The sequence below is a fragment of the Pseudomonas cyclaminis genome (genome assembly GCF_015163715.1).
Lineage (GTDB): Bacteria > Pseudomonadota > Gammaproteobacteria > Pseudomonadales > Pseudomonadaceae > Aquipseudomonas > Aquipseudomonas cyclaminis.
Genome location: NZ_JADDUM010000184.1, coordinates 1 through 20882, shown reverse-complemented (window position 1 = coordinate 20882; position 20882 = coordinate 1). Strand labels below are relative to the sequence as shown.

The 20882-nt window shown below is 63.5% G+C and carries 21 protein-coding genes and 2 pseudogenes; 21 read left to right on the top strand and 2 right to left on the bottom strand.

Annotated features, from left to right (window positions below):
* Positions 1-24: 24 nt before the first annotated feature.
* Positions 25-795, bottom strand: coding sequence for a ParA family protein (locus tag IQK56_RS21535; protein ID WP_122306233.1), 771 nt, complete (start codon positions 793-795; stop codon positions 25-27).
* 327 nt (positions 796-1122) lie between these two features.
* On the opposite strand from IQK56_RS21535, the gene IQK56_RS21530 reads away from it, so the two are divergent.
* The 20 genes and pseudogenes from IQK56_RS21530 (at position 1123) to IQK56_RS21435 (ending at position 18375) form a co-directional block, all read left to right on the top strand.
* Entirely contained in the window at positions 1123-1842 is a 720-nt protein-coding gene (locus tag IQK56_RS21530; RefSeq protein ID WP_193863863.1) for a beta-ketoacyl synthase chain length factor, read from the top strand.
* A complete protein-coding gene (locus IQK56_RS21525) occupies positions 1818-2630 on the top strand; it encodes a lysophospholipid acyltransferase family protein (RefSeq protein ID WP_193863864.1) in 813 nt (270 codons plus the stop codon). The genes IQK56_RS21530 and IQK56_RS21525 overlap by 25 nt, the downstream gene beginning before the upstream one ends.
* The gene (locus IQK56_RS21520; protein WP_010563239.1) at positions 2608-2877 is read left to right on the top strand and encodes a phosphopantetheine-binding protein; all 270 of its coding nucleotides are present in this window, start codon (positions 2608-2610) and stop codon (positions 2875-2877) included. The genes IQK56_RS21525 and IQK56_RS21520 overlap by 23 nt, the downstream gene beginning before the upstream one ends.
* Before the next feature lie 9 nt (positions 2878-2886).
* Entirely contained in the window at positions 2887-3141 is a 255-nt protein-coding gene (locus IQK56_RS21515; RefSeq protein ID WP_003187949.1) for an acyl carrier protein, read from the top strand.
* A complete protein-coding gene (locus IQK56_RS21510) occupies positions 3138-3683 on the top strand; it encodes a COG4648 family protein (RefSeq protein WP_099583753.1) in 546 nt (181 codons plus the stop codon). The genes IQK56_RS21515 and IQK56_RS21510 overlap by 4 nt, the downstream gene beginning before the upstream one ends.
* A pseudogene (locus IQK56_RS21505) lies at positions 3680-5349 on the top strand (ApeI family dehydratase). The gene IQK56_RS21510 and the pseudogene IQK56_RS21505 overlap by 4 nt, the downstream one beginning before the upstream one ends.
* Entirely contained in the window at positions 5342-6076 is a 735-nt protein-coding gene (locus IQK56_RS21500) for a glycosyltransferase family 2 protein (RefSeq protein ID WP_150676096.1), read from the top strand. Before IQK56_RS21505 ends, IQK56_RS21500 begins: the two are co-directional and overlap by 8 nt.
* Positions 6073-7007: pseudogene (locus IQK56_RS21495) on the top strand (LpxL/LpxP family acyltransferase). Before IQK56_RS21500 ends, IQK56_RS21495 begins: the two are co-directional and overlap by 4 nt.
* Complete coding sequence (locus IQK56_RS21490; RefSeq protein ID WP_112193071.1) at positions 6991-8532, top strand: HAL/PAL/TAL family ammonia-lyase; 1542 nt, start codon at positions 6991-6993, stop codon at positions 8530-8532. The pseudogene IQK56_RS21495 and the gene IQK56_RS21490 overlap by 17 nt, the downstream one beginning before the upstream one ends.
* Positions 8525-8950 carry an acyl-CoA thioesterase gene (locus IQK56_RS21485; RefSeq protein WP_193863866.1) on the top strand — a complete coding sequence of 142 codons (426 nt, stop codon included), beginning with the start codon at positions 8525-8527 and terminating at the stop codon, positions 8948-8950. The genes IQK56_RS21490 and IQK56_RS21485 overlap by 8 nt, the downstream gene beginning before the upstream one ends.
* Entirely contained in the window at positions 8947-9537 is a 591-nt protein-coding gene (locus IQK56_RS21480; protein WP_193863867.1) for an outer membrane lipoprotein carrier protein LolA, read from the top strand. The genes IQK56_RS21485 and IQK56_RS21480 overlap by 4 nt, the downstream gene beginning before the upstream one ends.
* Complete coding sequence (locus IQK56_RS21475; RefSeq protein WP_193901826.1) at positions 9527-11839, top strand: MMPL family transporter; 2313 nt, start codon at positions 9527-9529, stop codon at positions 11837-11839. Before IQK56_RS21480 ends, IQK56_RS21475 begins: the two co-directional genes overlap by 11 nt.
* A gap of 33 nt (positions 11840-11872) precedes the next feature.
* Complete coding sequence (locus IQK56_RS21470) at positions 11873-13120, top strand: NAD(P)/FAD-dependent oxidoreductase (protein ID WP_122305716.1); 1248 nt, start codon at positions 11873-11875, stop codon at positions 13118-13120.
* Positions 13117-13851, top strand: a complete 735-nt coding sequence (locus IQK56_RS21465; protein WP_122305717.1) for a class I SAM-dependent methyltransferase — start codon at positions 13117-13119, stop codon at positions 13849-13851. The genes IQK56_RS21470 and IQK56_RS21465 overlap by 4 nt, the downstream gene beginning before the upstream one ends.
* Complete coding sequence (locus tag IQK56_RS21460; RefSeq protein WP_122305718.1) at positions 13848-14330, top strand: hypothetical protein; 483 nt, start codon at positions 13848-13850, stop codon at positions 14328-14330. The genes IQK56_RS21465 and IQK56_RS21460 overlap by 4 nt, the downstream gene beginning before the upstream one ends.
* On the top strand, positions 14327-15493 hold the full coding sequence (locus IQK56_RS21455; RefSeq protein WP_193863868.1) for a beta-ketoacyl-[acyl-carrier-protein] synthase family protein: 1167 nt from the start codon (positions 14327-14329) through the stop codon (positions 15491-15493). Before IQK56_RS21460 ends, IQK56_RS21455 begins: the two co-directional genes overlap by 4 nt.
* Positions 15490-15951: a hotdog family protein gene (locus IQK56_RS21450; RefSeq protein WP_193863869.1), complete on the top strand. Its 462-nt coding sequence runs from the start codon at positions 15490-15492 to the stop codon at positions 15949-15951. Before IQK56_RS21455 ends, IQK56_RS21450 begins: the two co-directional genes overlap by 4 nt.
* Positions 15948-16676, top strand: a complete 729-nt coding sequence (locus IQK56_RS21445) for a 3-ketoacyl-ACP reductase FabG2 (protein WP_193863870.1) — start codon at positions 15948-15950, stop codon at positions 16674-16676. Before IQK56_RS21450 ends, IQK56_RS21445 begins: the two co-directional genes overlap by 4 nt.
* A complete protein-coding gene (locus IQK56_RS21440; RefSeq protein WP_099583773.1) occupies positions 16676-17902 on the top strand; it encodes a beta-ketoacyl-ACP synthase in 1227 nt (408 codons plus the stop codon). Before IQK56_RS21445 ends, IQK56_RS21440 begins: the two co-directional genes overlap by 1 nt.
* A gap of 26 nt (positions 17903-17928) precedes the next feature.
* Positions 17929-18375, top strand: coding sequence for a hypothetical protein (locus IQK56_RS21435; protein ID WP_122305721.1), 447 nt, complete (start codon positions 17929-17931; stop codon positions 18373-18375).
* A gap of 95 nt (positions 18376-18470) precedes the next feature.
* On the opposite strand, the gene IQK56_RS21430 is transcribed toward IQK56_RS21435, so the two are convergent.
* Positions 18471-19364, bottom strand: coding sequence for a LysR family transcriptional regulator (locus IQK56_RS21430; RefSeq protein WP_193901825.1), 894 nt, complete (start codon positions 19362-19364; stop codon positions 18471-18473).
* Between the two features lie 172 nt (positions 19365-19536).
* Here IQK56_RS21430 and IQK56_RS21425 point away from each other — a divergent pair, with 172 nt between their 5' ends.
* A complete protein-coding gene (locus IQK56_RS21425; protein ID WP_246500262.1) occupies positions 19537-20763 on the top strand; it encodes an MFS transporter in 1227 nt (408 codons plus the stop codon).
* The last annotated feature ends 119 nt before the right edge of the window (positions 20764-20882 follow it).

Sequence of the window (20882 nt, the reverse complement as noted above, 5' to 3'; positions counted from 1 at the left end):
GGCAAGCCCCCTCCCACAATGGATCTAGGTGTTTTCCAGCAAGTTGTGCAGTTCCACAAACTGCTGCGTCAGCTTGTGCCGTGGGTCCAGGTGGATCAGCGGTTTGCTTTCCTGGTGCGACTCGCGCATGCGCACGGAGCTGGCCAGGTACACCGGCAGCACCGGCAAGCCTTCGGCGATCAACTCATCCAGCATCTGCTGCGGCAAGCTCGCCCGCGCCTGGAACTGGTTGACCACGATGCCTTCGACTTCGAGGCCTTCGTTGTGGTCGTCTTTCAATTCTTCGATTTCACGTAACAGGCCATACAGCGCCTGGCGCGAGAAGCTGTCGCAATCGAAGGGGATCAGCACACGATCAGCGGCAATCAACGCCGAAACCGCATAAAAATTCAGTGCCGGCGGCGTATCCAGGTAAATCCGGTCGTAGTCTTCGGCCAGTTCATCCAGCAACTTTCGCAGCTTGTTGATCTTGTGCTTGGCTTCGAGCTTAGGCTGCAGGTCCGCCAGCTCTGCGGTGGCGGTGATCACGTGCAGGTTGTCGAACGGTGTTTCGTAGATATCGACCTTGTTCTTCTTCGAAAACGGTCCGGAAGACAGGGTTTGCTTGAAAAAATCCGCGATCCCCATGGGGATGTCGTCGCCGGTCAGCCCGGTGAGGTACTGGGTAGAGTTGGCTTGTGCATCGAGGTCCACCAACAGGGTTCGATAGCCTTCGCTGGCGCTGACCGCCGCCAGGTTGCAGGCGATGCTGGACTTGCCAACGCCGCCTTTCTGATTGAACACCACACGCCGCATGGAAAAACCTCCGTGTATCAATGAATGTCCGAGTGTAGAGGGCAAAAGCGCCTGTTAGCTACCTCGTTCAACAATGCACTGCTGCATCAAAGGCAAGCCACGTACGAGTGATTAGGAACGGTCCGACAATCCAACTCAGCCATCCATAACGGACAATCTGTAAATCTTTACCAATAAATTGTATTCAGCCGTGAACAAACCTTTACCAAAGTTTGCTAGAACCCCACGGCACCGGGATAATGCGCGCCATTCGGCGATTGCTCCCTGTCCCGGTATTCGGGGCCAAAAGCCGCACATGGAAGCCCGCAGGGGCGGGATAACTTCTCAGTGATCAACTTCAATATCGCCCAATGGCGCGCCTGGGCCCCAGGGCTGGAGAGTGCGCACGACTGGCACGCCTGGTGCCAGGCCCCTGCGCTGCTGCCCGCCAGCGATGCCTCGCCCGACGTGTCGTTCCTGCCTGCTATGCAGCGCCGCCGCCTGAGCCGGCTGGCACGCATGGCGTTCAGCGTGGGCTGGCCGCTGGCCGAAGACCTGCAAGACCTGCCGCTGGTGTTTATTTCCCGGCATGGCGAAACCCCGCGCACCCTCGACATCCTCAGCGACCTGGCCAACGACCAGCCGCTGTCCCCGACCCAATTCAGCCTGTCGGTGCATAACGCAGTGATTGGCCTGTGGTCGATCCTGCGTAATGAAACCAGTGAAATGACCGCCCTCGCCGCCGCGGGCGACGGCTTGGAGCACGGCATGCTCGAAGCCGCCGCGCTGCTCAACGAAGGCGCCCCGGCAGTATTGCTGGTGATCACCGAAGAACAGCCGCCCGAGGCCTACGCCAGTTGGATCGTTGACGTGCCCTTCCCCTATGCCCTCGGCCTGCTGCTGACGCCAGGCGACGAGTGGCAACTGGAACTCACGCCCGGCACTGTCCAAGCCACTCAAACCCAGTGGCCCCACGCCCTGAACCTGCTGCGCACCCTGCTCACCGAACAGGGTGCCTGCCAACATGCCTGGAAGAACCGTGTATGGAACTGGCAACGCAAGCCCTGACCGACAAGCCGCGGGACGCCTATTACTGGCGCCTGTTCGCCACCGCCGCCAGCTTCTTCCTGTTTGGTGTCGGCGGGCTGTGCCTGCGTTTGCTGGTGTTTCCGGTGCTCAGCTGCCTGCCGGGCGACGCCGACAAGCACCAGCGTCGCGCCCGTCATACCATCAGCAAGCTGTTCTGGTTCTTTATCCGCCTGATGCAGCGTGCGGGCGTGCTGACCTACAGCGTCGAAGGCGCCGAGAAACTCGGCCGCCCTGGCCAGATGATCGTCGCCAACCACCCGTCGCTGATCGACGTGGTGTTCCTGATCGGCCTGATGCGTCAGACCAACTGCGTGGTCAAGCAGAGCCTGTGGCAAAACCCATTCACCCGCGGGCCGATACGCGATGCCGGCTATATCAGCAATGACGGCAGCGCAGAGATGCTGGATGCCGCCGCCGACGCCCTGCGCGAAGGCCAGACGCTGATCATCTTTCCTGAAGGCACCCGCACCACACCTGGCGCAGCGCCCGCCTTTCATCGCGGCGGCGCCGCCATTGCGCTGCGGGGTGCGACAATCATCACCCCCGTGGTGATCAAGGTCAGCCCCACCACCTTGACCAAGGCCGAACCCTGGTATCGCATCCCAAAGCGCCGCTTTCACTTCAGTTTGCGCGTGGGGGCCGATATAGAACCACAGGCGTTCGCAACACTGGGGCCCGCGCCTCAGGCTTCACGCAAGCTCAACGATCACCTGCACCACTATTTCATTAAGGAGCTCGCCGAAGATGAGCGACCAACACCGCCTTGAGCACGACATAAAGACGCTGATCATCGAGGCCCTGGGCCTGGAAGACATCAGCGCCGACGATATTGGTAGCGACCAAACCCTGTTCGGCGAAGGCCTGGGCCTGGATTCGGTAGACGCCCTGGAATTGGGCCTGGCGATTCAGAAAAAGTACGGCATCAAGATCGATGCCGACGCCAAGGACACCCGCAATCACTTCACCAACGTGGCGAGCCTTGCGGCGTTCGTCACGGCCAGACAGGCAGCTTGAGACCGGACCATGCAAACTCGTGACGATATTTTCAACACCCTGCGCGACGCCTTGGTGGAACTGTTTGAACTCCCCCCGGAGCGCGTCACCCTGGACGCCAATCTGTATCAAGACCTGGAAATCGACAGCATCGATGCCGTGGACCTGATCGACCATATCAAGCGCCAGACCGGCAAGAAGATTGCCGCCGAAGAGTTCAAGGCCGTGCGCACCGTGAACGACGTGGTAGAGGCGGTGTACCGTCTGGTCCAACCCGCCGCATGAGCCGGCTGATCGGCCTTGGCCTGTTGTTGGCGGGGCTGCTGTACCCCTTCGCGGTGTATTACGGCACTGAGCACTTTGCACCGTGGCAATTCGGGCTGCTGCTGGGCAGCCTCTGGCTGTTGCGTGCGTTTACCGGCGCACCACGCCCCGGCAGCCGCTGGATGGCGTTGGCGGTGATCGTGTTTTGCCTGTTGCTGGCCTGGTTCGACAACCCGCACTTGCTGCGCTGGTACCCGAGCCTGGTCAGTGCGTTCATGTTGGCGCTGTTTGGACTTAGCCTGAAATACGGCCCGCCGATGGTGGAGCGCCTGGCCCGCATGACCGACCCGCAGCTGCCGCCCCATGCGATTGTGTATACGCGCCAGGTCACCGTGGTGTGGAGCGTATTTTTTCTGTGTAATGGCCTGCTCGCCGCCGCCCTCACCCTGTGGGCGCCGTTGAGCTGGTGGACGTTGTACAACGGCCTGATCGCCTACGGGCTGATGGGTTTGTTGTTTGCCGTGGAATGGCTGGTACGACAAAGGGTTCGAGGCCGCATATGAATGGGTTGAAACTTGAGCACTTGCTGCTTGAGCCGCTGCAACAGCGTTGGGTCACGACCGAACCTGCCATGAATCACGCCCAGCTGTGGGAGCAATCCCTCAGTCTGGCCGCGGGCCTGCAAGCGCGGGCATCCGGCGCCTGGCGGTGCACCTGGAAGATGCCGGTGTGCTGGCGGTCGCCCTGCTGGGCGCCTGGCGCGCCGGCGTCAGCGTGTTACTGCCCGCCGATCTGCAGCCCCAGACTCGCCAACGCTGGGCCGACGCCGTCGATGCCTGGCTGGTCGAAGCCGCCGATCTCGACGCGCTGTACCAGGCGCCGTTGCCTGCGGCCGCGCTCGACCTGGACACCTGCCAACTGAGCCTGTGCACCTCCGGCTCCAGCGGCGAACCCAAGCGTATCGACAAGACCCTGCGCCAGCTGGCCAACGAGGTTCAAGCGCTGGAAGCCTTGTGGGGTGCCGACCTTAAAGACGCCTGCATCATCGGCAGCGTCGCCACCCAGCACATCTATGGATTGCTGTTCCGCGTGCTGTGGCCGCTGTGCGCCGGTCGCACCTTTGTGCGCAAGCAATTGGCCTTCCCCGAAGACTTGCAGCGCGCCAGCCGCGAGCACCCGCAGTTCGCCTGGGTCGCCAGCCCGGCACTGCTCAAGCGCATGGGCGACAACCTCGACTGGCCGGCGCTGAGCCAGGTGTCGCGGGTGTTTTCCTCCGGCGGCGCCTTACCCGTCGAAGCCGCCGCCAGTCTTTACGAGCGTTTGCAGCAATGGCCGACGGAAATTCTCGGCAGTTCGGAAACCGGCGGCATCGCCTGGCGCCAAGGCGCGCAACCCTGGCAGCCGTTTGCCGGTGTGAAGCTGAGCCAGGACGCCGACGGCGCCCTGCGCATCGCCTCGCCTTACCTGCCCGCAGGGCATATCGAACACACCGCTGACGCTGCGCGCATCCACGCCGATGGCCGCTTCGAGCTGCTCGGCCGTCTGGACCGCATCGTCAAGCTGGAAGAAAAACGCATCTCCCTGCCCATGCTGGAGCAGGCGCTGATGACTCACCCCTGGGTCGCGGAAACCCGTCTGGGCGTGGTGCAAGAGAACCGTGCGTCACTCGGCGCCCTGGTAGTGCTGAGCGCCGAGGGTTTGCACGCCCTGCGCAACCAAGGCCGCCGCAGCCTCACTCAAACCCTGCGCCAATATCTGAGCCAGCATTGCGAAGCCCTCGCCCTGCCCCGTCGCTGGCGTCTGCTGCGCCAGTTACCGCTGAACGCCCAAGGCAAACTGCCACAGGCCGATGTGGCCGCGTTGCTGCTGGCGCCACGGCCAAAGGCGCCAGAGGTGCTGGAGCAGAACGAAGCCGAGGGTGAATGGACCGTGCAACTGAGCGTGCCGCCGGACCTGGCCTACTTCAGCGGGCACTTCCCGGTCACGCCGGTGCTGCCCGGCGTGGTGCAGGTGGAATGGGCGTTCAACCTGGGCCAGCAATTGCTCGACCTGCCCGCAACCTTCGCCGGCATGGAAGTGCTCAAGTTCCAGCAACTGGTGCGCCCCGGCGACCGTATCGAACTGCACCTGCGCTTCGACCGGGAGCGCGGCAAGCTGTACTTCGCCTACCGCAACGGCGTCGCGGCGTGTTCCAGTGGCCGGATCCAATTGGTGACCGCGCATGCATAAGCCCTGTGCCCTGATCCCGGTCTATAACCATGAAGCCGCCGTGCCAGCCGTGGTGAGCAGCCTGTTGAACAGCGGCCTGCCGTGCCTGCTGGTAGACGATGGCAGCAGCGCGGCATGCGCGGCGGTGTTGGCGCAATTGGCGACACTGGATAACGTCACCCTGCTGACCCTGCCGAGCAACCAAGGCAAGGGCGGCGCAGTGATGGCCGGCTTCCGCGAAGCCGCACGCCTGGGCTACTCCCACGCGCTGCAAGTGGACGCCGACGGCCAGCATGATTTGCGCGAAGTCGAAACCTTTGTCGACACCTCGCGCCGACACCCCGACGCCATTATCTGCGGCTACCCCGAATACGATGAAAGCGTGCCCAAAGGCCGTCTGTACGCACGCTACCTGACCCACGTGTGGGTGTGGATCAACACACTGTCGCTGCAGATACGCGACTCGATGTGCGGCTTTCGCGTGTACCCGCTGGCACCGGTGCTGGCGCTGATGGACTCGGCCTATATCGGCACGCACATGGACTTCGATTCCGACATCCTGGTACGCCTGGCCTGGCGCAACCAGCCGATGCGCTGGCTGCCGACCCAAGTGCATTACCCCACCGACGGCCTGTCGCACTTTCGTCTGTTCCACGACAACGTGCGTATCAGCGCCATGCACGCACGGCTGTTCTTCGGCATGTTGGTGCGTGCGCCGATGATCCTGTGGCGACGGTGGCAGGCATGAGCGACAACACCCAACACTGGGCCGACCGCGAAGAGCGCGGCAGCTACTGGCTGATGAAATTCACCGCCTTCGCGGCCAAAGTCCTCGGCCGCCGCCTGTTGAGCCCGGTGCTGTACGGCATCGTGCTGTACTTCTTCGTGTTTGGCCGCAGTGCGCGCCAGAGCGCCTGGCAATACCAGCAGCGCCTGGCCGAGTGGAGCGGGCGCGATGAGCTGTGCCCCAGCCACCGCAAAGTCTTTGGCCAGTTCATGGCCTTTGCCGACTCCTTGCTCGACAAGCTCGATGTGTGGAACGGCAAGCTGCGCCTGGAACAGATCGAAATCAACGACCCCGCGCAATTGCGTGGGCAACTGCGTGGCGAGCGCGGGCAGATGCTGGTGGCGCCCACCTGGGCAACCTGGAAGTGTGCCGTGCACTGGCCGAGATCGGCGAACAGGTCACCATGAACGTGCTGGTGCATACCAAGCACGCCGAACAATTCAACCGCCTGTTGGGCGAAGCCGGTGCTACCCATTTGCGCCTGATCCAGGTCAGCGAGTTGGACCCGGCGACCATGTTGCTGCTCAGCCAGCGCCTGGACGAAGGTGAGTGGCTGGCGATTGCCGGCGACCGTGTGCCCCTGCACGGCGGGCGCACGGTGCGCGTGGACTTCCTCGGCCATGACGCCGCGTTCCCCCAAGGTCCGTGGCTGCTGGCCGGCCTGCTCAAATGCCCGGTCAACCTGCTGATGTGCCTCAAGCACAATGGCCGTTACCGCCTGACGATCGAACCTTTCACACCCTTGATCGAATGGAAACGCAGCACCCGCGAGCAGGTCATCGCTCAGTGGACCGCACGCTACGCCGCACGCCTGGGCCAGTTCTGCCTGCAAGCGCCCCAACAATGGTTCAACTTTTACCCTTTCTGGAAGACCGATGACGACGCATCTTGAGCCGGTAACCTTTGGCGAACGCCCCCTGCGCATCGAAGACGTGCTGGCCCTGGCCAACCGTCAGGCGCCCACCCAGTTGCAGGGCGACGCCGCGTATCGCCAGCGCATCGCCAAGGGCGCGCAGTTCCTCGACTCGCTGCTGGACAAGGAAGGCGTGATCTACGGCGTGACCACCGGCTACGGCGACTCGTGCGTGGTGGCGGTGCCGTTGCAGCACGTCGAGGCCCTGCCCCGTCACCTGTACACCTTCCACGGTTGCGGCCTGGGCAAACTGCTCGATGCACAGGCCACCCGTGCCGTGCTGGCCGCGCGTTTGCAGTCGCTGTGCCACGGCGTTTCCGGCGTGCGTGTCGAGCTGCTGGAGCGCCTGCATGCGTTCCTGGAACACGACGTGCTGCCGTTGATCCCGGAAGAGGGCTCGGTGGGTGCCAGCGGTGATCTGACGCCGCTGTCCTACGTGGCCGCAACCTTGTCCGGCGAGCGTGAGGTGATGTTCCGTGGCGAGCGTCGCCAGGCCGCTGATGTGCACCGCGAACTGGGCTGGGACCCGCTGGTCTTGCGCCCCAAGGAAGCCCTGGCCCTGATGAACGGCACCGCCGTGATGACCGGCCTCGCCTGCCTGGCCTTCGCCCGCGCCGACTACCTGCTGCAACTGGCCACGCGCATCACCGCGCTGAACGTGGTGGCGCTGCAAGGCAATCCGGAACACTTCGACGAGCGCCTGTTCGCCGCCAAGCCGCACCCTGGGCAGATGCAGGTCGCGGCCTGGCTGCGCAAGGATCTGGCGATTGATGCGCCGACCGCGCCGCTGCACCGCCTGCAGGATCGCTATTCGCTGCGCTGCGCGCCCCACGTGCTCGGCGTGCTGGCCGACAGCCTGAACTGGCTGCGTTCGTTTATCGAGATCGAACTGAACAGCGCCAACGACAACCCGATCATCGACGCCGAAGAAGAACGCGTGCTGCACGGCGGACACTTCTACGGCGGGCATATCGCCTTTGCCATGGACAGCCTCAAGACCCTGGTGGCCAACGTCGCCGACCTGCTCGACCGCCAGCTCGCGCTGCTGGTGGACGTGCGCTACAACCACGGCCTGCCGAGCAACCTGTCGGGCGCCCCAGCTGACCGCGCCATGATCAATCACGGCTTCAAGGCGGTGCAGATCGGCACCAGCGCCTGGACCGCCGAAGCGCTGAAAAACACCATGCCGGCCAGTGTGTTCTCGCGCTCCACCGAGTGCCATAACCAGGACAAAGTCAGCATGGGCACCATCGCCGCCCGCGATGCAATCCGTGTGCTGGAGCTGACCGAACAAGTCGCCGCCGCCACCTTGCTTGCCGCCAACCAAGGCGTGTGGCTGCGCGCCCAGGCCGAAGATGCGCGGCCGCTGCCACCGGCCTTGGCGGCCATGCACGAAGAGCTGGCCAAGGACTTTCCGCCAGTGATCGAAGACCGCGCCCTCGAAGGCGAACTGCGCCTGTGCCTGCAACGCATCGCCGAGCAACACTGGAGGCTGCATGCGTAGCCCCGGCGTATTGCACAGCGACACACAAATCCTGGTGCCGTTTTTCGACGTCGACACCATGAACGTGGTGTGGCACGGGCACTACGTGAAGTACCTGGAAGTGGCGCGCTGCGCGCTGCTGGACAAGATCGGCCACAACTACACGGCGATGCTCGAAGCCGGCTACGCCTGGCCGGTGATCGACATGCAACTGCGCTATGTGCGCGGCGCGATCTTTGGCCAGACCATCAACGTGCGCGCCAGCCTGGTGGAATGGGAGAACCGTTTGAAGGTCAACTACCTGATTACCGACCTGGCCAGCGGCGAGCGTTTGACCCGCGCCACCACCGTGCAAGTGGCGGTGGAGATGGCCAGCCGTGAGATGCAGCTGGCATCGCCCAAAGTGTTCACCGATGCGGTCGAGAGGGCCTTGGCATGAGAGCGATCATCCTGTTTGTAGGCCTGTTGCTGAGCGTCAGCGCCCAGGCCTTTGACCTGCAACAACTCAGCGATCAATTGGCCAAACCCTCGGTGATCCACGGCAGCTTCATCCAGGAAAAACACCTGCGCGCCCTGCCGCAGCCCTTGGTCAGCAAGGGCACCTTCGTCCTCGCCAAGGACCACGGCCTGCTGTGGCTGCTCAAGACCCCGTTGCAGCAGGACTACCGCATCAGCGCCCAAGGCATCGCCCGGCGTGACGCCAATGGTTGGCAGGCCCTGCCAAACAAGAGCGCCGGTGCCGAGCAGAATCGGTTGTTCCTCGCCGTGCTCCAGGGCGACAGCAGCGGCTTGCAGCGGGATTTCGAGCTGCAACTGCAAGGCGAGGCCACGCAGTGGAAGCTCACGCTGATCCCGCGTTCGCTGCTGCTGAAACAGGTGTTCACCCAGATCAATATCGACGGTGGCGCCCTCGTGCAAACCATCGAACTGCGGGAAACCCAAGGCGACAGCACTCTCCTGCGCATGCAGGACAGCACCGCCGAACAACCGTTGAGCGACGCGGAGCAACACGACTTTGCCCAGTGAGCGCCTGCTGCCGCGCCTGTTCCTGATCCTGCTGGTGGCCGTGCTGGCCCTGGCCGGCTGGCAGTGGCGCCATGGCGCGCCGCTGTCGGCCAACCTGATGGAACTGGTGCCGGGCAGTACGCCGGACGCCCTGGAGCTGCAGGCCGAACAGCGCATGCAGGAACCGCTGAACCGCGAAATGCTGGTACTGGTGGGGCATGCCGACCGCCAGCAAGCGGTGAACGTGGCGCAACAGTTGGGCGAACGCTGGCAGGCCAGCGGCCTGTTTGAAAAGGTGCAGTGGAATCTGCAAGCCGACCTGCCCGCACTGCGCGAACAGTTGCTGCGTGGTCGACTGGCAATGCTCTCGACCAAGGATCGCGAGCAACTGATCGAACACCCCGACGCCTTTATCCAGCAGCGCGTGCAGGCGCTGTTCGACCCCTTCACCGGCTTCAGCCTGGTGCCGAGCCAGGATGACTGGCTGGGCCTGACCGGACGTATCCAGAACAGCCAGCCGCAACGTGGCTCGGTGCAGCTGGATATCGGCAGCGGCGCGTTGATCGCCGATGCCGACGGCAAAAGTTGGGTGCTGTTGCGTGCGCGCACCACCGGCAATGCCTTCGACATGAAACTGCCGCTGCAGGTGGCGGACTTGCTCCAGGCCAGCCGCGAACAGGCCGGTCAGCAAGGCGCGCAACTGCTGGCGGCCAGCGGTTTGTTGTACGCCGCCAATGGTCAGCAGCAGGCCACCCGGGAAATCACCTGGGTCGGCGGCGGCGCGACCGTGGGCATCCTGCTGTTGTTGCTGCTGGCGTTCCGCCGCTGGCGGGTATTGCTGGCGTTCGTGCCGGTGCTGGTGGGCATGTTGTTTGGCGCCGTGGCGTGTGTGGCGCTGTTCGGCCATATGCATGTGATGACATTGGTGCTCGGCTCCAGCCTGATCGGCGTCGCGGTGGATTACCCGCTGCATTACCTGTCGAAAAGCTGGAGCCTCAAGCCGTGGCGCAGTTGGCCGGCATTGCGCCTGACGCTGCCGGGGCTGAGCCTGAGCCTGGCCACCAGCTGCATCGGCTACCTGGCGCTGGCCTGGACGCCATTCCCGGCGCTGACCCAGATCGCGGTCTTCTCCGCTGCCGGGTTGGTCGGTGCGTATCTGTCGGCCGTGTGCCTGTTGCCGGCCTTGCTCAAAGGTGTTGAGTTGCGCCCGGCGCAATGGCCTCTGCGTATCGCTGAAGGCTTGTGGCAGATTCGTGCGACGTTGCTCACTCGCGTGCCGAGCCCGGTGCTGCTGGCGCTGGTGCTGCTGTTTTGCGCCGGCGGGCTGTGGCAGCTCAACAGCAAAAACGATATCCGCCAGTGGATCGGCGCACCGCCGCAGTTGCTGCAAGAGGCCCAGGCCGTGGCGCGGATTACCGGTTTCCAGCCCACCAGCCAGTTCTTCCTGGTGCGCGCCGACAATCAACAGCAACTGCTGGAACGCCAGGCCGCGCTGGGCCAGCGCCTGGATCAACTGGTGAATATGGAGAAGCTCCAGGGCTACCTGGCGCTCAATCAACTGGTCAACCTGCCCGCCGAGCAGCAACAGCTGCGTGATGCCCTGAACGCACTGCCACAGCACTGGCAGCCGCTGCTCGACCTCGGCGTACCGGCCAGCGCGCTGCAAGCCGAGGTTGCGCAGTTGCAAGCGCTGCCCACCGAAGACATCGACGCCGCACTGATCGGCCCGATGGCCGAGCCCTGGCGCACGCTGTGGCTCGGCCCGGTGGACAGCGGCGTCGCAGCAATGGTCAGCCTGCAAGGCTTGAACAACCCAGCGCTGTTGCGAGTGCAGGCCGTGGACTTGCCGGGCGTGCAGTTGGTGGATCGCCTCGGTGATCTGAACCGCGTGTTCGCCGCCACCCAGATCAGCGCCGCCGAGTTGAAATTGATGTCGTGCGTGCTGATCGTGCTGCTGCTGATCCTGCCGTTTGGTTTCGGCGGCGCCCTGCGCATCGTCGCGCTGCCATTGCTGGCCGCACTCTGCAGCCTGGCCAGCCTCGGTTGGCTGGGCCAGCCGCTGACGTTGTTCAGTCTGTTCGGTTTGCTGCTGGTGACGGCAATCAGCGTCGACTACGCGATCCTGATGCGCGAGCAGATCGGCGGCCCCGCCGTGAGCCTGCTGGGTACGCTGCTGGCCGCGCTGACAACCTGGTTATCGTTTGGCCTGCTGGCCGTGTCCAGCACGCCGGCAGTGAGTAATTTCGGCCTATCGGTCAGTCTCGGCCTGGCATTCAGCTTTATGCTGGCGCCTTGGGCCGGCCAACAGAAACACGCCTTATGAATCGGATTATCGCCAAAGCGGCAAGGAGCCCTCGTGCCCACAGTTGAAATGGAACGTCGCCAGGTTGTAGTCATTGGCGCCGGCCCGTCCGGCGCCATCGCCGCCGCGCTGCTCAAGCGCAAAGGGCATGATGTATTGATCATCGAGCGCCAGTATTTCCCACGGTTCTCGATCGGCGAAAGCCTGCTGTCCCACTGCATCGACTTTATCGAAGAAGCCGGCATGCTCGACGCCGTGCAGGCCGCCGGCTTCCAGGTAAAAACCGGCGCCGCGTTCGCCTGGGGCGAGCGCTACAGCGCTTTTGACTTCAGCGACACCTTCAGCAACGGCAAGCCGACCACCTTCCAGGTGCAGCGCGGCGAGTTCGACAAGCTGCTGGCGGACCAGGCAGCGTTGCAGGGGGTGGAGATCCGCTACGGCGAGACCATCGTCGGCGTGGACTTCGCAGGTGACAGCCGCTACCTGCATGTGCGCCGCGAGAACGGCAGCGAGTACCACCTCAAAGCCCGGTTCGTGCTCGATGCCAGCGGCTACGGCCGCGTGCTGCCGCGCCTGCTGGACCTGGAAGCACCGTCGAACTTCCCGGTGCGCCAGGCGGTGTTCACTCACGTTGAGGACCGCATTGAACACCCGGGTTTCGACCGCACCAAGATCCTGGTAACGACTCATCCGACCCAGCGCGACATCTGGTTCTGGACGATCCCGTTCAGCAATGGCCGGTGCTCGGTGGGCGTGGTCGCGGCCAAGGAGCATTTCGACGGCCGCGACGCCGACCTCGATGCCTGCCTGCGCAGCTTTATCGACGAAACCCCGAGCCTGTCCGGCGTGCTGCACAACGCGGTGTGGGACACGCCAGCGCGCACCATCGGCGGCTACTCGGCCAACGTCAAAACCCTGCACGGTCCGGGCTTTGCGCTGCTGGGCAATGCCGCGGAATTCCTCGACCCGGTGTTCTCCTCCGGCGTGACCATTGCCATGCGTTCGGCCAGCATGGCGGCCGGCCTGCTGGACCGTCAGCTCAAGGGCGAAACCGTGGACTGGCAAACCGAGTTTGCCGCGCCGCTCAAACGCGGAGTCGACACCTTCCGCTGCTACGTCGAAGGCTGGTACGCGGGGACGTTCCAGGATGTGATTTTCCACCCCGAAAGTTCGCCGGAGATTCGCCGCATGATCAGCGCGATCCTTGCCGGCTACGCGTGGGACGAGCGCAACCCGTTTGTCAGCGAGCCCAAGCGGCGGTTGCGGATGTTGTCGGAGATTTGCGCGAGTGAGCCAGTATGAGCACTCAATACCTGAGTAAAAACTACGTCGAAGAAACCAGGTTCGGTTTCTGGTTCCTGCGCAGCCACACCTGGCAACATCACGTGCTGCGCGTGGCAATCAACGACCTGCGCAGCCTGTTCAGCGACCCGCTGCCCGAGGCGCCGGTATTGCTGGACGCCGGTTGCGGCCAGGGCAAGTCGTTCCGGTACTTGCAGCAGGTGTTCGCCCCCGAGCGCCTGATCGGCCTGGATGCCGACCCTCACAGCCTGGCATTGAGCAAGGCTGAAGCCGCACGCCAGGACCTGGCCATCGAGCTGATCGGCAGCGACTGCGCCACCCTCGATGTGCCGGACGAAAGCGTCGATATCCTGTTCTGCCACCAGACCTTCCATCATCTGGTCGAACAGCATCGCGCACTCAAAGAGTTTTACCGGGTGCTCAAGCCAGGGGGCTATCTGCTGTTTGCCGAATCCACCGAAGCCTATATCGATACGTGGGTGATCCGCTGGCTGTTCCGTCACCCCATGCATGTACAGAAAAGCGCCGAGCAATACCTGGAGATGCTCCGCGAGCAGGGCTTTGAGTTCGGCCCGCAGAACGTTTCTTATCCGTACTTGTGGTGGAGCCGTTCCAGCGATTTCGGCCTGCTGGAGCGCTGGGGCCTGCGAAATCCGCCGCCAGTAGGCCAGCGCGAAGAAACCCTGGTCAACTGCGTGGCGCGCAAGCCCCTGGCGAGCGCCGCACCATGATGCGCAGCCTGTTGATCGGCTGCCTGCTCTTGCTGAGCGCCTGCGCCAGCCAGCCGCCGCTGCCGGAAAAAACGCCCGCGCTCGCGTTGCCGATGCAACTGCATGTGCAGCGCCTGGCCGACGGCCAGAGCCAGGACTGGTTGCTGGTGATCCAGCGCGAAGGCGGCGCCATCCGCTGGTCGATGATGGACCCGCTGGGCATCCCCCAGGCCCGGCAAAAACTGATCGATGGCGCCTGGCAGGCCGACGGCTTGCTGCCGCCCAACCCCCAGGCGCGAGAGCTGTTCGCCGCCCTGCTGTTTGCCCTGACCTCGGCGGATGACGTGCGCGCGCTCTATCCCAGCGCCCAGGCGAGGGACCTCACACGGACCCTGCCGGGGCATTGGCAGATCGTCTACCACTCTTCAGAAGTCTTCAGCGTGAACATGACCGGCCAACCCTTGAGCTACCGCATCACACCGCTCGGTGCCGCCCAATGACCGCCTACCTCAACGCCCTTGGCGTGATTTGCGCCCTCGGCCGAGATCAAGCGCAAGTCAGTCGCAACCTGTTTGCCGGTGACTGCTCAGGCATGCGCGCCGAAAGCGGTTGGGTGCCCGAACGCGTGCTGCCGGTAGGCAGTGTGCAGGGCGAGTTGGCGACCATCCCGGTGGAACTCGGCCAGCAGAGCAGCCGCAATAACCAACTGCTGCTGGAAGCGGCGTTGCAGATCGAGGACGAGATCCGCCAGGCGATCCACACCTACGGTGCTTCGCGGGTCGGCATTGTGCTGGGCACCAGCACCTCGGGCATCGACGAAGCCAGCCGCGGCATCGCCCTGTACCTGCGCGACAAGCACTTCCCCTGCGACTACGACTACCAGCAACAGGAACTCAGCGCCCCGGCGAACTTCCTCGCCGACTGGCTGCAACTGAGCGGCCCGGCCTATGTGATATCCACCGCCTGCACCTCCAGCGCCCGTGCCCTGATGAGCGCCCAGCGCTTGCTCGACCTGGGGGTGTGCGATGCAGTGATCTGCGGCGGTGTGGACAGCCTGTGCAAGCTGACCCTCAATGGGTTCAGCGCGCTGGAAGCCGTGTCGAATGAGCGTTGCAATCCGTTTTCGGCGAACCGCAACGGCATCAATATCGGCGAAGCAGCCGTGCTGTTTGTGATGAGTAAAGCGCCTGCGCCCATCGCCCTGCTGGGCAGCGGCGCCAGTTGCGACGCCCACCATATTTCTGCGCCCGAGCCTACCGGCAAAGGCGCATTGCAGGCGATGCGCAAAGCCCTGGCCAGCGCAAAACTGGCGCCCGAACAGATCGGCTACCTGAACCTGCATGGCACCGCCACCCAGCACAACGACGCCATGGAAAGCCTGGCCGTCGCCAGCCTGTTCCCCGAAGGCGTGGCCTGCTCATCCACCAAGCCCATGAGCGGCCACACCCTCGGCGCAGCCGGTGCACTGGAAGCCGCGTTTTGCTGGCTGAGCCTGACCCACGGCCGCGTACCACCCCATGTGTGGGACGGTCAGGCCGACCCCACGTTGCCCGCCCTGCAATGGGCGCGCAGCGGCGAAAGCCTGGAAAAAACCTGCCTGATGAGTAACTCGTTCGCCTTCGGCGGCAACAACGTCAGCCTGATAATCGGAGAGGCTCCATGACCGCTTGGCCACTCGCCGACCTGCTGCCCCACGCTGGCGACATGATCCTGATCGACCAGGTGCTGTCGTTCGATGAAGAGCAGATCCACACCCGCACCACCGTCAAGCCCGGCGGCCTGTTCAGCCGCCCTGACGGTAGCCTGCCAGCCTGGGTCGGCATCGAGCTGATGGCGCAGAGCGTCGCCGCCTACGCCGGTTGCCGGGCGCGCCAGAAAGGCGAAGCGGTGGAACTGGGCTTCCTGCTCGGCACACGTAAGTTCGAGTGCAACGTCGAACACTTCCCGGCAGGCGCCGAGTTGACCATCCACGGCCTGCGCTCCCTGGAAGACGACAACGGCATGGGTGTGTTCGAATGCCACCTGACCGGTGACGGTATCCAGGCCAGCGCCCGCTTGAACGTATTTCGACCGCCCCAGGCGGCCACTTATTTAGATGAATCGAAGGACGAAACGCCATGACTGAATGCGTACTGGTCACCGGCTCCAGCCGTGGCATCGGCCGCGCCATCGCGCTGCGCCTGGCCCAGGCCGGGCATGACATCGTGCTGCATTGCCGCAGCGGGCGTGCCGAAGCCGACGCGGTGCAGGTCGAAATCCAGGCCCTTGGCCGCACGGCACGGGTGCTGCAATTCGACGTGGCGGATCGCGCAACCTGCAAGCAAATCCTTGAGGCGGACGTCGAGCAACATGGCGCCTACTACGGCGTGGTGCTCAACGCCGGGCTGACCCGTGACGGCGCGTTCCCGGCCCTGTCGGAAGACGATTGGGACGTGGTGATGCGCACCAACCTGGATGGTTTCTACAACGTGCTGCACCCGGTGATGATGCCGATGATTCGCCGTCGCGCCGCCGGCCGTATCGTGTGCATTACCTCGGTGTCGGGGCTGATCGGCAATCGCGGCCAGGTCAACTACAGTGCCTCGAAAGCCGGCCTGATCGGCGCGGCCAAGGCCCTGGCCATCGAGCTGGGCAAGCGCAAGATCACCGTCAACTGCGTCGCGCCTGGGCTGATCGACACTGCGATGCTGGACGAGAACGTACCGGTGGAAGAACTGATGAAAATGATCCCGGCACAGCGCATGGGCACGCCGGAAGAAGTCGCCGGTGCGGTGAATTTCCTGATGTCGGCCGAAGCCGGCTATATCACCCGCCAGGTGTTGGCTGTGAATGGAGGCCTGTGCTGATGAAACGTGTAGTCGTCACCGGCATGGCCGGCATGACCTCCCTGGGCGGCGATTGGGCGACCATCTCGGCCAACTTTCGCGCCAACCGCAGCGGTATCCGGCGCATGGACGAGTGGGACCGCTTTACCGAACTGAACACCCGCCTGGCCGGTCCTATCGACGATTTCGTGGTGCCGGCCCATTGGACCCGCAAGCAACTGCGCAGCATGGGCCGCGTCTCGCGCCTGGCGGTGTGGGCGGCGGAGCAGGCATTGCAGGACGCCGGGTTGCTCGGTGACGAGTCGATCAAGGACGGGCGCATGGGAGTGGCCTGTGGTTCGTCCACCGGCAGCACCGATGAGATCAAGGCCTTCGGCAATATGCTGCTGAACTCGGTGGCCGAGGGGCTGAATGCCAACTCGTATGTGCGCATGATGCCGCACACCACTGCGGCGAATATCAGCATCTTTTTTGGCCTGACCGGGCGGCTGATCCCCACCTCCAGCGCTTGCACCAGCGGCAGCCAGGGCATCGGTTATGCCTACGAGGCGATCAAGTTCGGCCGCCTGCCATTGATGCTCGCTGGCGGCGCCGAGGAGCTGTGCCCTACCGAAGCCATGGTGTTCGACGCACTTTACGCCACCAGCCTGAAAAACGACGCCCCGCAAACCAGCCCACGTCCCTACGACAGCGGTCGCGATGGCCTGGTGATCGGCGAAGGCGGCGGCATGTTGGTGCTGGAAGAGCTGGAACACGCACTGGCACGCGGCGCGCATATCCATGCCGAACTGGTCGGCTTTGGCAGCAACGCCGACGGCCAGCACACCACCCGCCCGGAACAGAAAACCATGCGCCGCGCCATGGAGCTGGCCCTGGAAGATGCCGGGCTGACTCCGGACGCAATTGGCTACGTCAACGGCCACGGCACCGCCACCGATCAAGGCGACATCGCCGAAACCCTGGCGACCAGCAGCCTGTTCGGCAAGCGCATGCCCATCAGTTCGCAGAAAAGCTTCCTCGGCCACACCCTCGGGGCGTGCGGGGCGCTGGAGTCGTGGTTCAGCATCGAGATGATGAACCGCAACCAATACGTGCACACCTTCAACCTGGAGTCCGTCGACCCGCAATGCGGCGAACTGGATTACCTGCAAGGTGAGTTCCGCGAGATGCACCACGACTACGTGATGAACAACAACTTTGCCTTTGGCGGTGTCAATACGTCGCTGATCTTCCGCCGCTGGTCCTGAATTTTTAATCGATTGGAGAATACGGAATGTCTTCCTTACTACGCGCCACCCTGATCACCCTGGCCCTGTTGACCACGGCCGGCTGCACCAACAAACCGGTGCTCAACACCCAGCATGACCTGCCGGTCAACGCCCAGGTCAGTGAAGAAAAAATGAAGGCAGTGATCGTCAACGCCCTGCAAAAACGCGAGTGGACGGTGCAACGCCTGAGCCCGCAACTGGTGCAGGCCGAAATCACCGTGCGTAACCAGTACTACGCCGCCATCGACATCCGCTACACCCGCAACAGCTACGCCATCACCTACCGCGACAGCCGCGACCTGGGCTACAAGGACGGCAAGATCCATCGCAACTACAACCGCTGGGTGAACAACCTGGACAGCGACATCATGGCCGGCTTGCGCAGCAATGGCGTGAGTGGTGAGCAGGGCTCGGCGGCGCAATTGTTTGAGCAGACGGGCACCACCAAGTAAAACCGAGATTCTGTGGTGATCGGGCTTGCCCGCGCTGGGCTGCGCAGCAGCCCTCAGATCAGGCGCCGCATTCTGGCTGACAGAGCGCGGCGTTTTTATTGGGCGGCCTTACGCGTCAACAACTCCACAAACGCCTCTGCCATCGGCGTCTGCACGCCCTTGCGCTGCACCAGCCATACCGACGTCACCGCCTCCGGATCCAGCAACGTGCGATACACCACACCATCAATGCGGATGCGCTGGTAAGACGCCGGCAGCACCGACACGCCCAGCCCCGCCGCCACCAGGCCGATGATGGTCATCGCCTCTCCCGCTTCCTGGGCGAAGTGGGGGCTGAAGCCAGCGTCGCGGCACAGGCTGAGCAATTGGGCATACAGGCCGCTACCGTAGCTGCGTGGGAAAAACACAAAAGGCTCGTCAGCCAGTTGCGCCAGATGCAAGCCTCGCTCGCTGCCTTCCACCAGCGGGTGACCGGCGTTCAGTACGGCGACCAGCGGCTCGCGCATCAGTTCGACGACACTCAATGAGTCCGGCAACGGCAGCGGCCGCATCAGCCCCACCTGGATCGACTCATCCACCAGCGACTCAGCCACTTCGGTGCTGCTCATCTCCTGAAGGTTCAGGTGCACCGCCGGGAACGCCTGGCGAAACGCAAAGATCGCCTGGGGAATGCTGGCGTTGAACGGTGCGGAAGAGGTGAAGCCAATCTTCAACTCCCCCAACTCACCCAACTGTGCGCGCCGCGCCACATCCGCCGCCTTATCCACCTGGGCCAGCACCAACCGCGCTTCGTGCAGGAACAGGCGCCCCGCCTCACTCAGCTCAACCCGACGATTGGTACGCTCGAACAACCGTGCCCCCACCTCCTGCTCCAGCGCCTGGATCTGCTGGCTCAGTGGCGGTTGCGAGATGCCCAGCACCTGCGCGGCGCGGCCAAAGTGCAGCTCTTCGGCGACGGCGATGAAGTACCGCAGATGACGCAATTCCATGCAAACCCCATTAGGTCGTAAAAGCTATCAAACAGGTCGAACAATATATTGGAAAGAATCATTAGCCAGCTATATTCTTTTTTGCATTGCCAGCCCTGGCAGGCTTTTGCTCTCCGAGGTCCTCGTGAAATCTGCTGTCGCGCCACTCGCTCAAGACGTCCCGCCCACCGCCCTGGATGAGGTGGTGGCTCAGCTCAATGACGCGTTCATCGAAAAAGGCACGCCAATGTTCATGCGCACGGTGCTGGCGCTGTTCTCGGGCGGCTTTGCCACGTTTGCCCTGCTGTACTGCGTGCAGCCGATGATGCCGGCGCTGTCCCACGAGTTCTCCATCAACGCCGCACAAAGCAGCCTGATTCTGTCTGTGTCCACGGCGATGCTGGCGTTGGGTCTGCTGATCACCGGACCGATTTCCGACACTCTAGGGCGTAAGCCAGTGATGGTCGCTGCGCTGTTCTGCGCAGCGCTGGCCACGATTGCCAGCGGCCTGATGCCGTCCTGGGAAGGAATCCTGCTGATGCGTGCGCTGGTGGGGCTGTCACTCAGCGGCCTGGCCGCGGTGGCCATGACCTACCTCAGCGAAGAAATCCACCCGCAACACATCGGCCTGGCCATGGGCCTGTACATCGGTGGCAATGCCATTGGCGGCATGAGCGGGCGCCTGATCATCGGCGTGTTGATCGACTTCGTCAGTTGGCACACCGCGATGCTGATCATCGGCGCCCTGGCGCTGATCGCGGCCACGGTATTCTGGAAAATCCTCCCCGAATCGCGCAACTTCCGCCCCAGCAGCCTCAAGCCACGCAGCCTGGTGGACGGCTTTGTCATGCACTTCAAGGATGCGGGCCTGCCGTGGCTGTTCCTGGAAGCCTTCCTGCTGATGGGCGCATTCGTGACGATGTTCAACTACATCGGCTATCGCCTGCTGGCCGACCCGTACGACCTCAGCCAGGCCGTGGTCGGCCTGCTGTCGCTGGTGTACCTGTCGGGCATCTACAGCTCGGCGAAAATCGGCTCCCTCGCCGACCGCCTCGGCCGCCGTCGTGTGCTGTGGGCCACGATTGTGCTGATGCTCTGCGGCATGCTGCTGACCCTGTTCTCACCACTGTGGCTGGTGGTACCAGGCATGCTGATCTTCACCTTCGGCTTCTTCGGCGCCCACTCGGTGGCCAGCAGCTGGATCGGCCGCCGTGCGATCAAGGCCAAGGGGCAAGCGTCGTCGTTGTACCTGTTCTGCTATTACGCTGGCTCCAGCGTCGCAGGTACTACGGGTGGATTCTTCTGGCACCTTGCCGGGTGGAACGGCATTGGTGCGTTTATCGTGGCGTTGTTGATTGGCGCGTTGCTGGTGGCGTTGAAGCTGGCGAAGTTGCCGCCGTTGGGGCATGTGAAGGCCTGACGGAATTTTGCTTTAAATGTGGGAGGGGGCTTGGCCTAATGCCGGTCAGTTTAAGAAGTCGCAAGGGGTAAAAAGTAACCTGTGGTGAGCGGGGCTTGCCCCCGATTGCAGTGGTGTCA

Bases quoted from the DNA above. Each gene is read 5' to 3' on its own strand.
- IQK56_RS21535 (WP_122306233.1), bottom strand. From the start codon at position 795: ATGCGGCGTGTGGTGTTCAATCAGAAAGGCGGCGTTGGCAAGTCCAGC.
- IQK56_RS21525 (WP_193863864.1), top strand. From the start codon at position 1,818: ATGGAACTGGCAACGCAAGCCCTGACCGACAAGCCGCGGGACGCCTAT.
- IQK56_RS21520 (WP_010563239.1), top strand. From the start codon at position 2,608: ATGAGCGACCAACACCGCCTTGAGCACGACATAAAGACGCTGATCATC.
- IQK56_RS21515 (WP_003187949.1), top strand. From the start codon at position 2,887: ATGCAAACTCGTGACGATATTTTCAACACCCTGCGCGACGCCTTGGTG.
- IQK56_RS21510 (WP_099583753.1), top strand. From the start codon at position 3,138: ATGAGCCGGCTGATCGGCCTTGGCCTGTTGTTGGCGGGGCTGCTGTAC.
- IQK56_RS21500 (WP_150676096.1), top strand. From the start codon at position 5,342: ATGCATAAGCCCTGTGCCCTGATCCCGGTCTATAACCATGAAGCCGCC.
- IQK56_RS21490 (WP_112193071.1), top strand. From the start codon at position 6,991: ATGACGACGCATCTTGAGCCGGTAACCTTTGGCGAACGCCCCCTGCGC.
- IQK56_RS21485 (WP_193863866.1), top strand. From the start codon at position 8,525: ATGCGTAGCCCCGGCGTATTGCACAGCGACACACAAATCCTGGTGCCG.
- IQK56_RS21480 (WP_193863867.1), top strand. From the start codon at position 8,947: ATGAGAGCGATCATCCTGTTTGTAGGCCTGTTGCTGAGCGTCAGCGCC.
- IQK56_RS21465 (WP_122305717.1), top strand. From the start codon at position 13,117: ATGAGCACTCAATACCTGAGTAAAAACTACGTCGAAGAAACCAGGTTC.
- IQK56_RS21460 (WP_122305718.1), top strand. From the start codon at position 13,848: ATGATGCGCAGCCTGTTGATCGGCTGCCTGCTCTTGCTGAGCGCCTGC.
- IQK56_RS21455 (WP_193863868.1), top strand. From the start codon at position 14,327: ATGACCGCCTACCTCAACGCCCTTGGCGTGATTTGCGCCCTCGGCCGA.
- IQK56_RS21450 (WP_193863869.1), top strand. From the start codon at position 15,490: ATGACCGCTTGGCCACTCGCCGACCTGCTGCCCCACGCTGGCGACATG.
- IQK56_RS21445 (WP_193863870.1), top strand. From the start codon at position 15,948: ATGACTGAATGCGTACTGGTCACCGGCTCCAGCCGTGGCATCGGCCGC.
- IQK56_RS21440 (WP_099583773.1), top strand. From the start codon at position 16,676: ATGAAACGTGTAGTCGTCACCGGCATGGCCGGCATGACCTCCCTGGGC.
- IQK56_RS21435 (WP_122305721.1), top strand. From the start codon at position 17,929: ATGTCTTCCTTACTACGCGCCACCCTGATCACCCTGGCCCTGTTGACC.
- IQK56_RS21430 (WP_193901825.1), bottom strand. From the start codon at position 19,364: ATGGAATTGCGTCATCTGCGGTACTTCATCGCCGTCGCCGAAGAGCTG.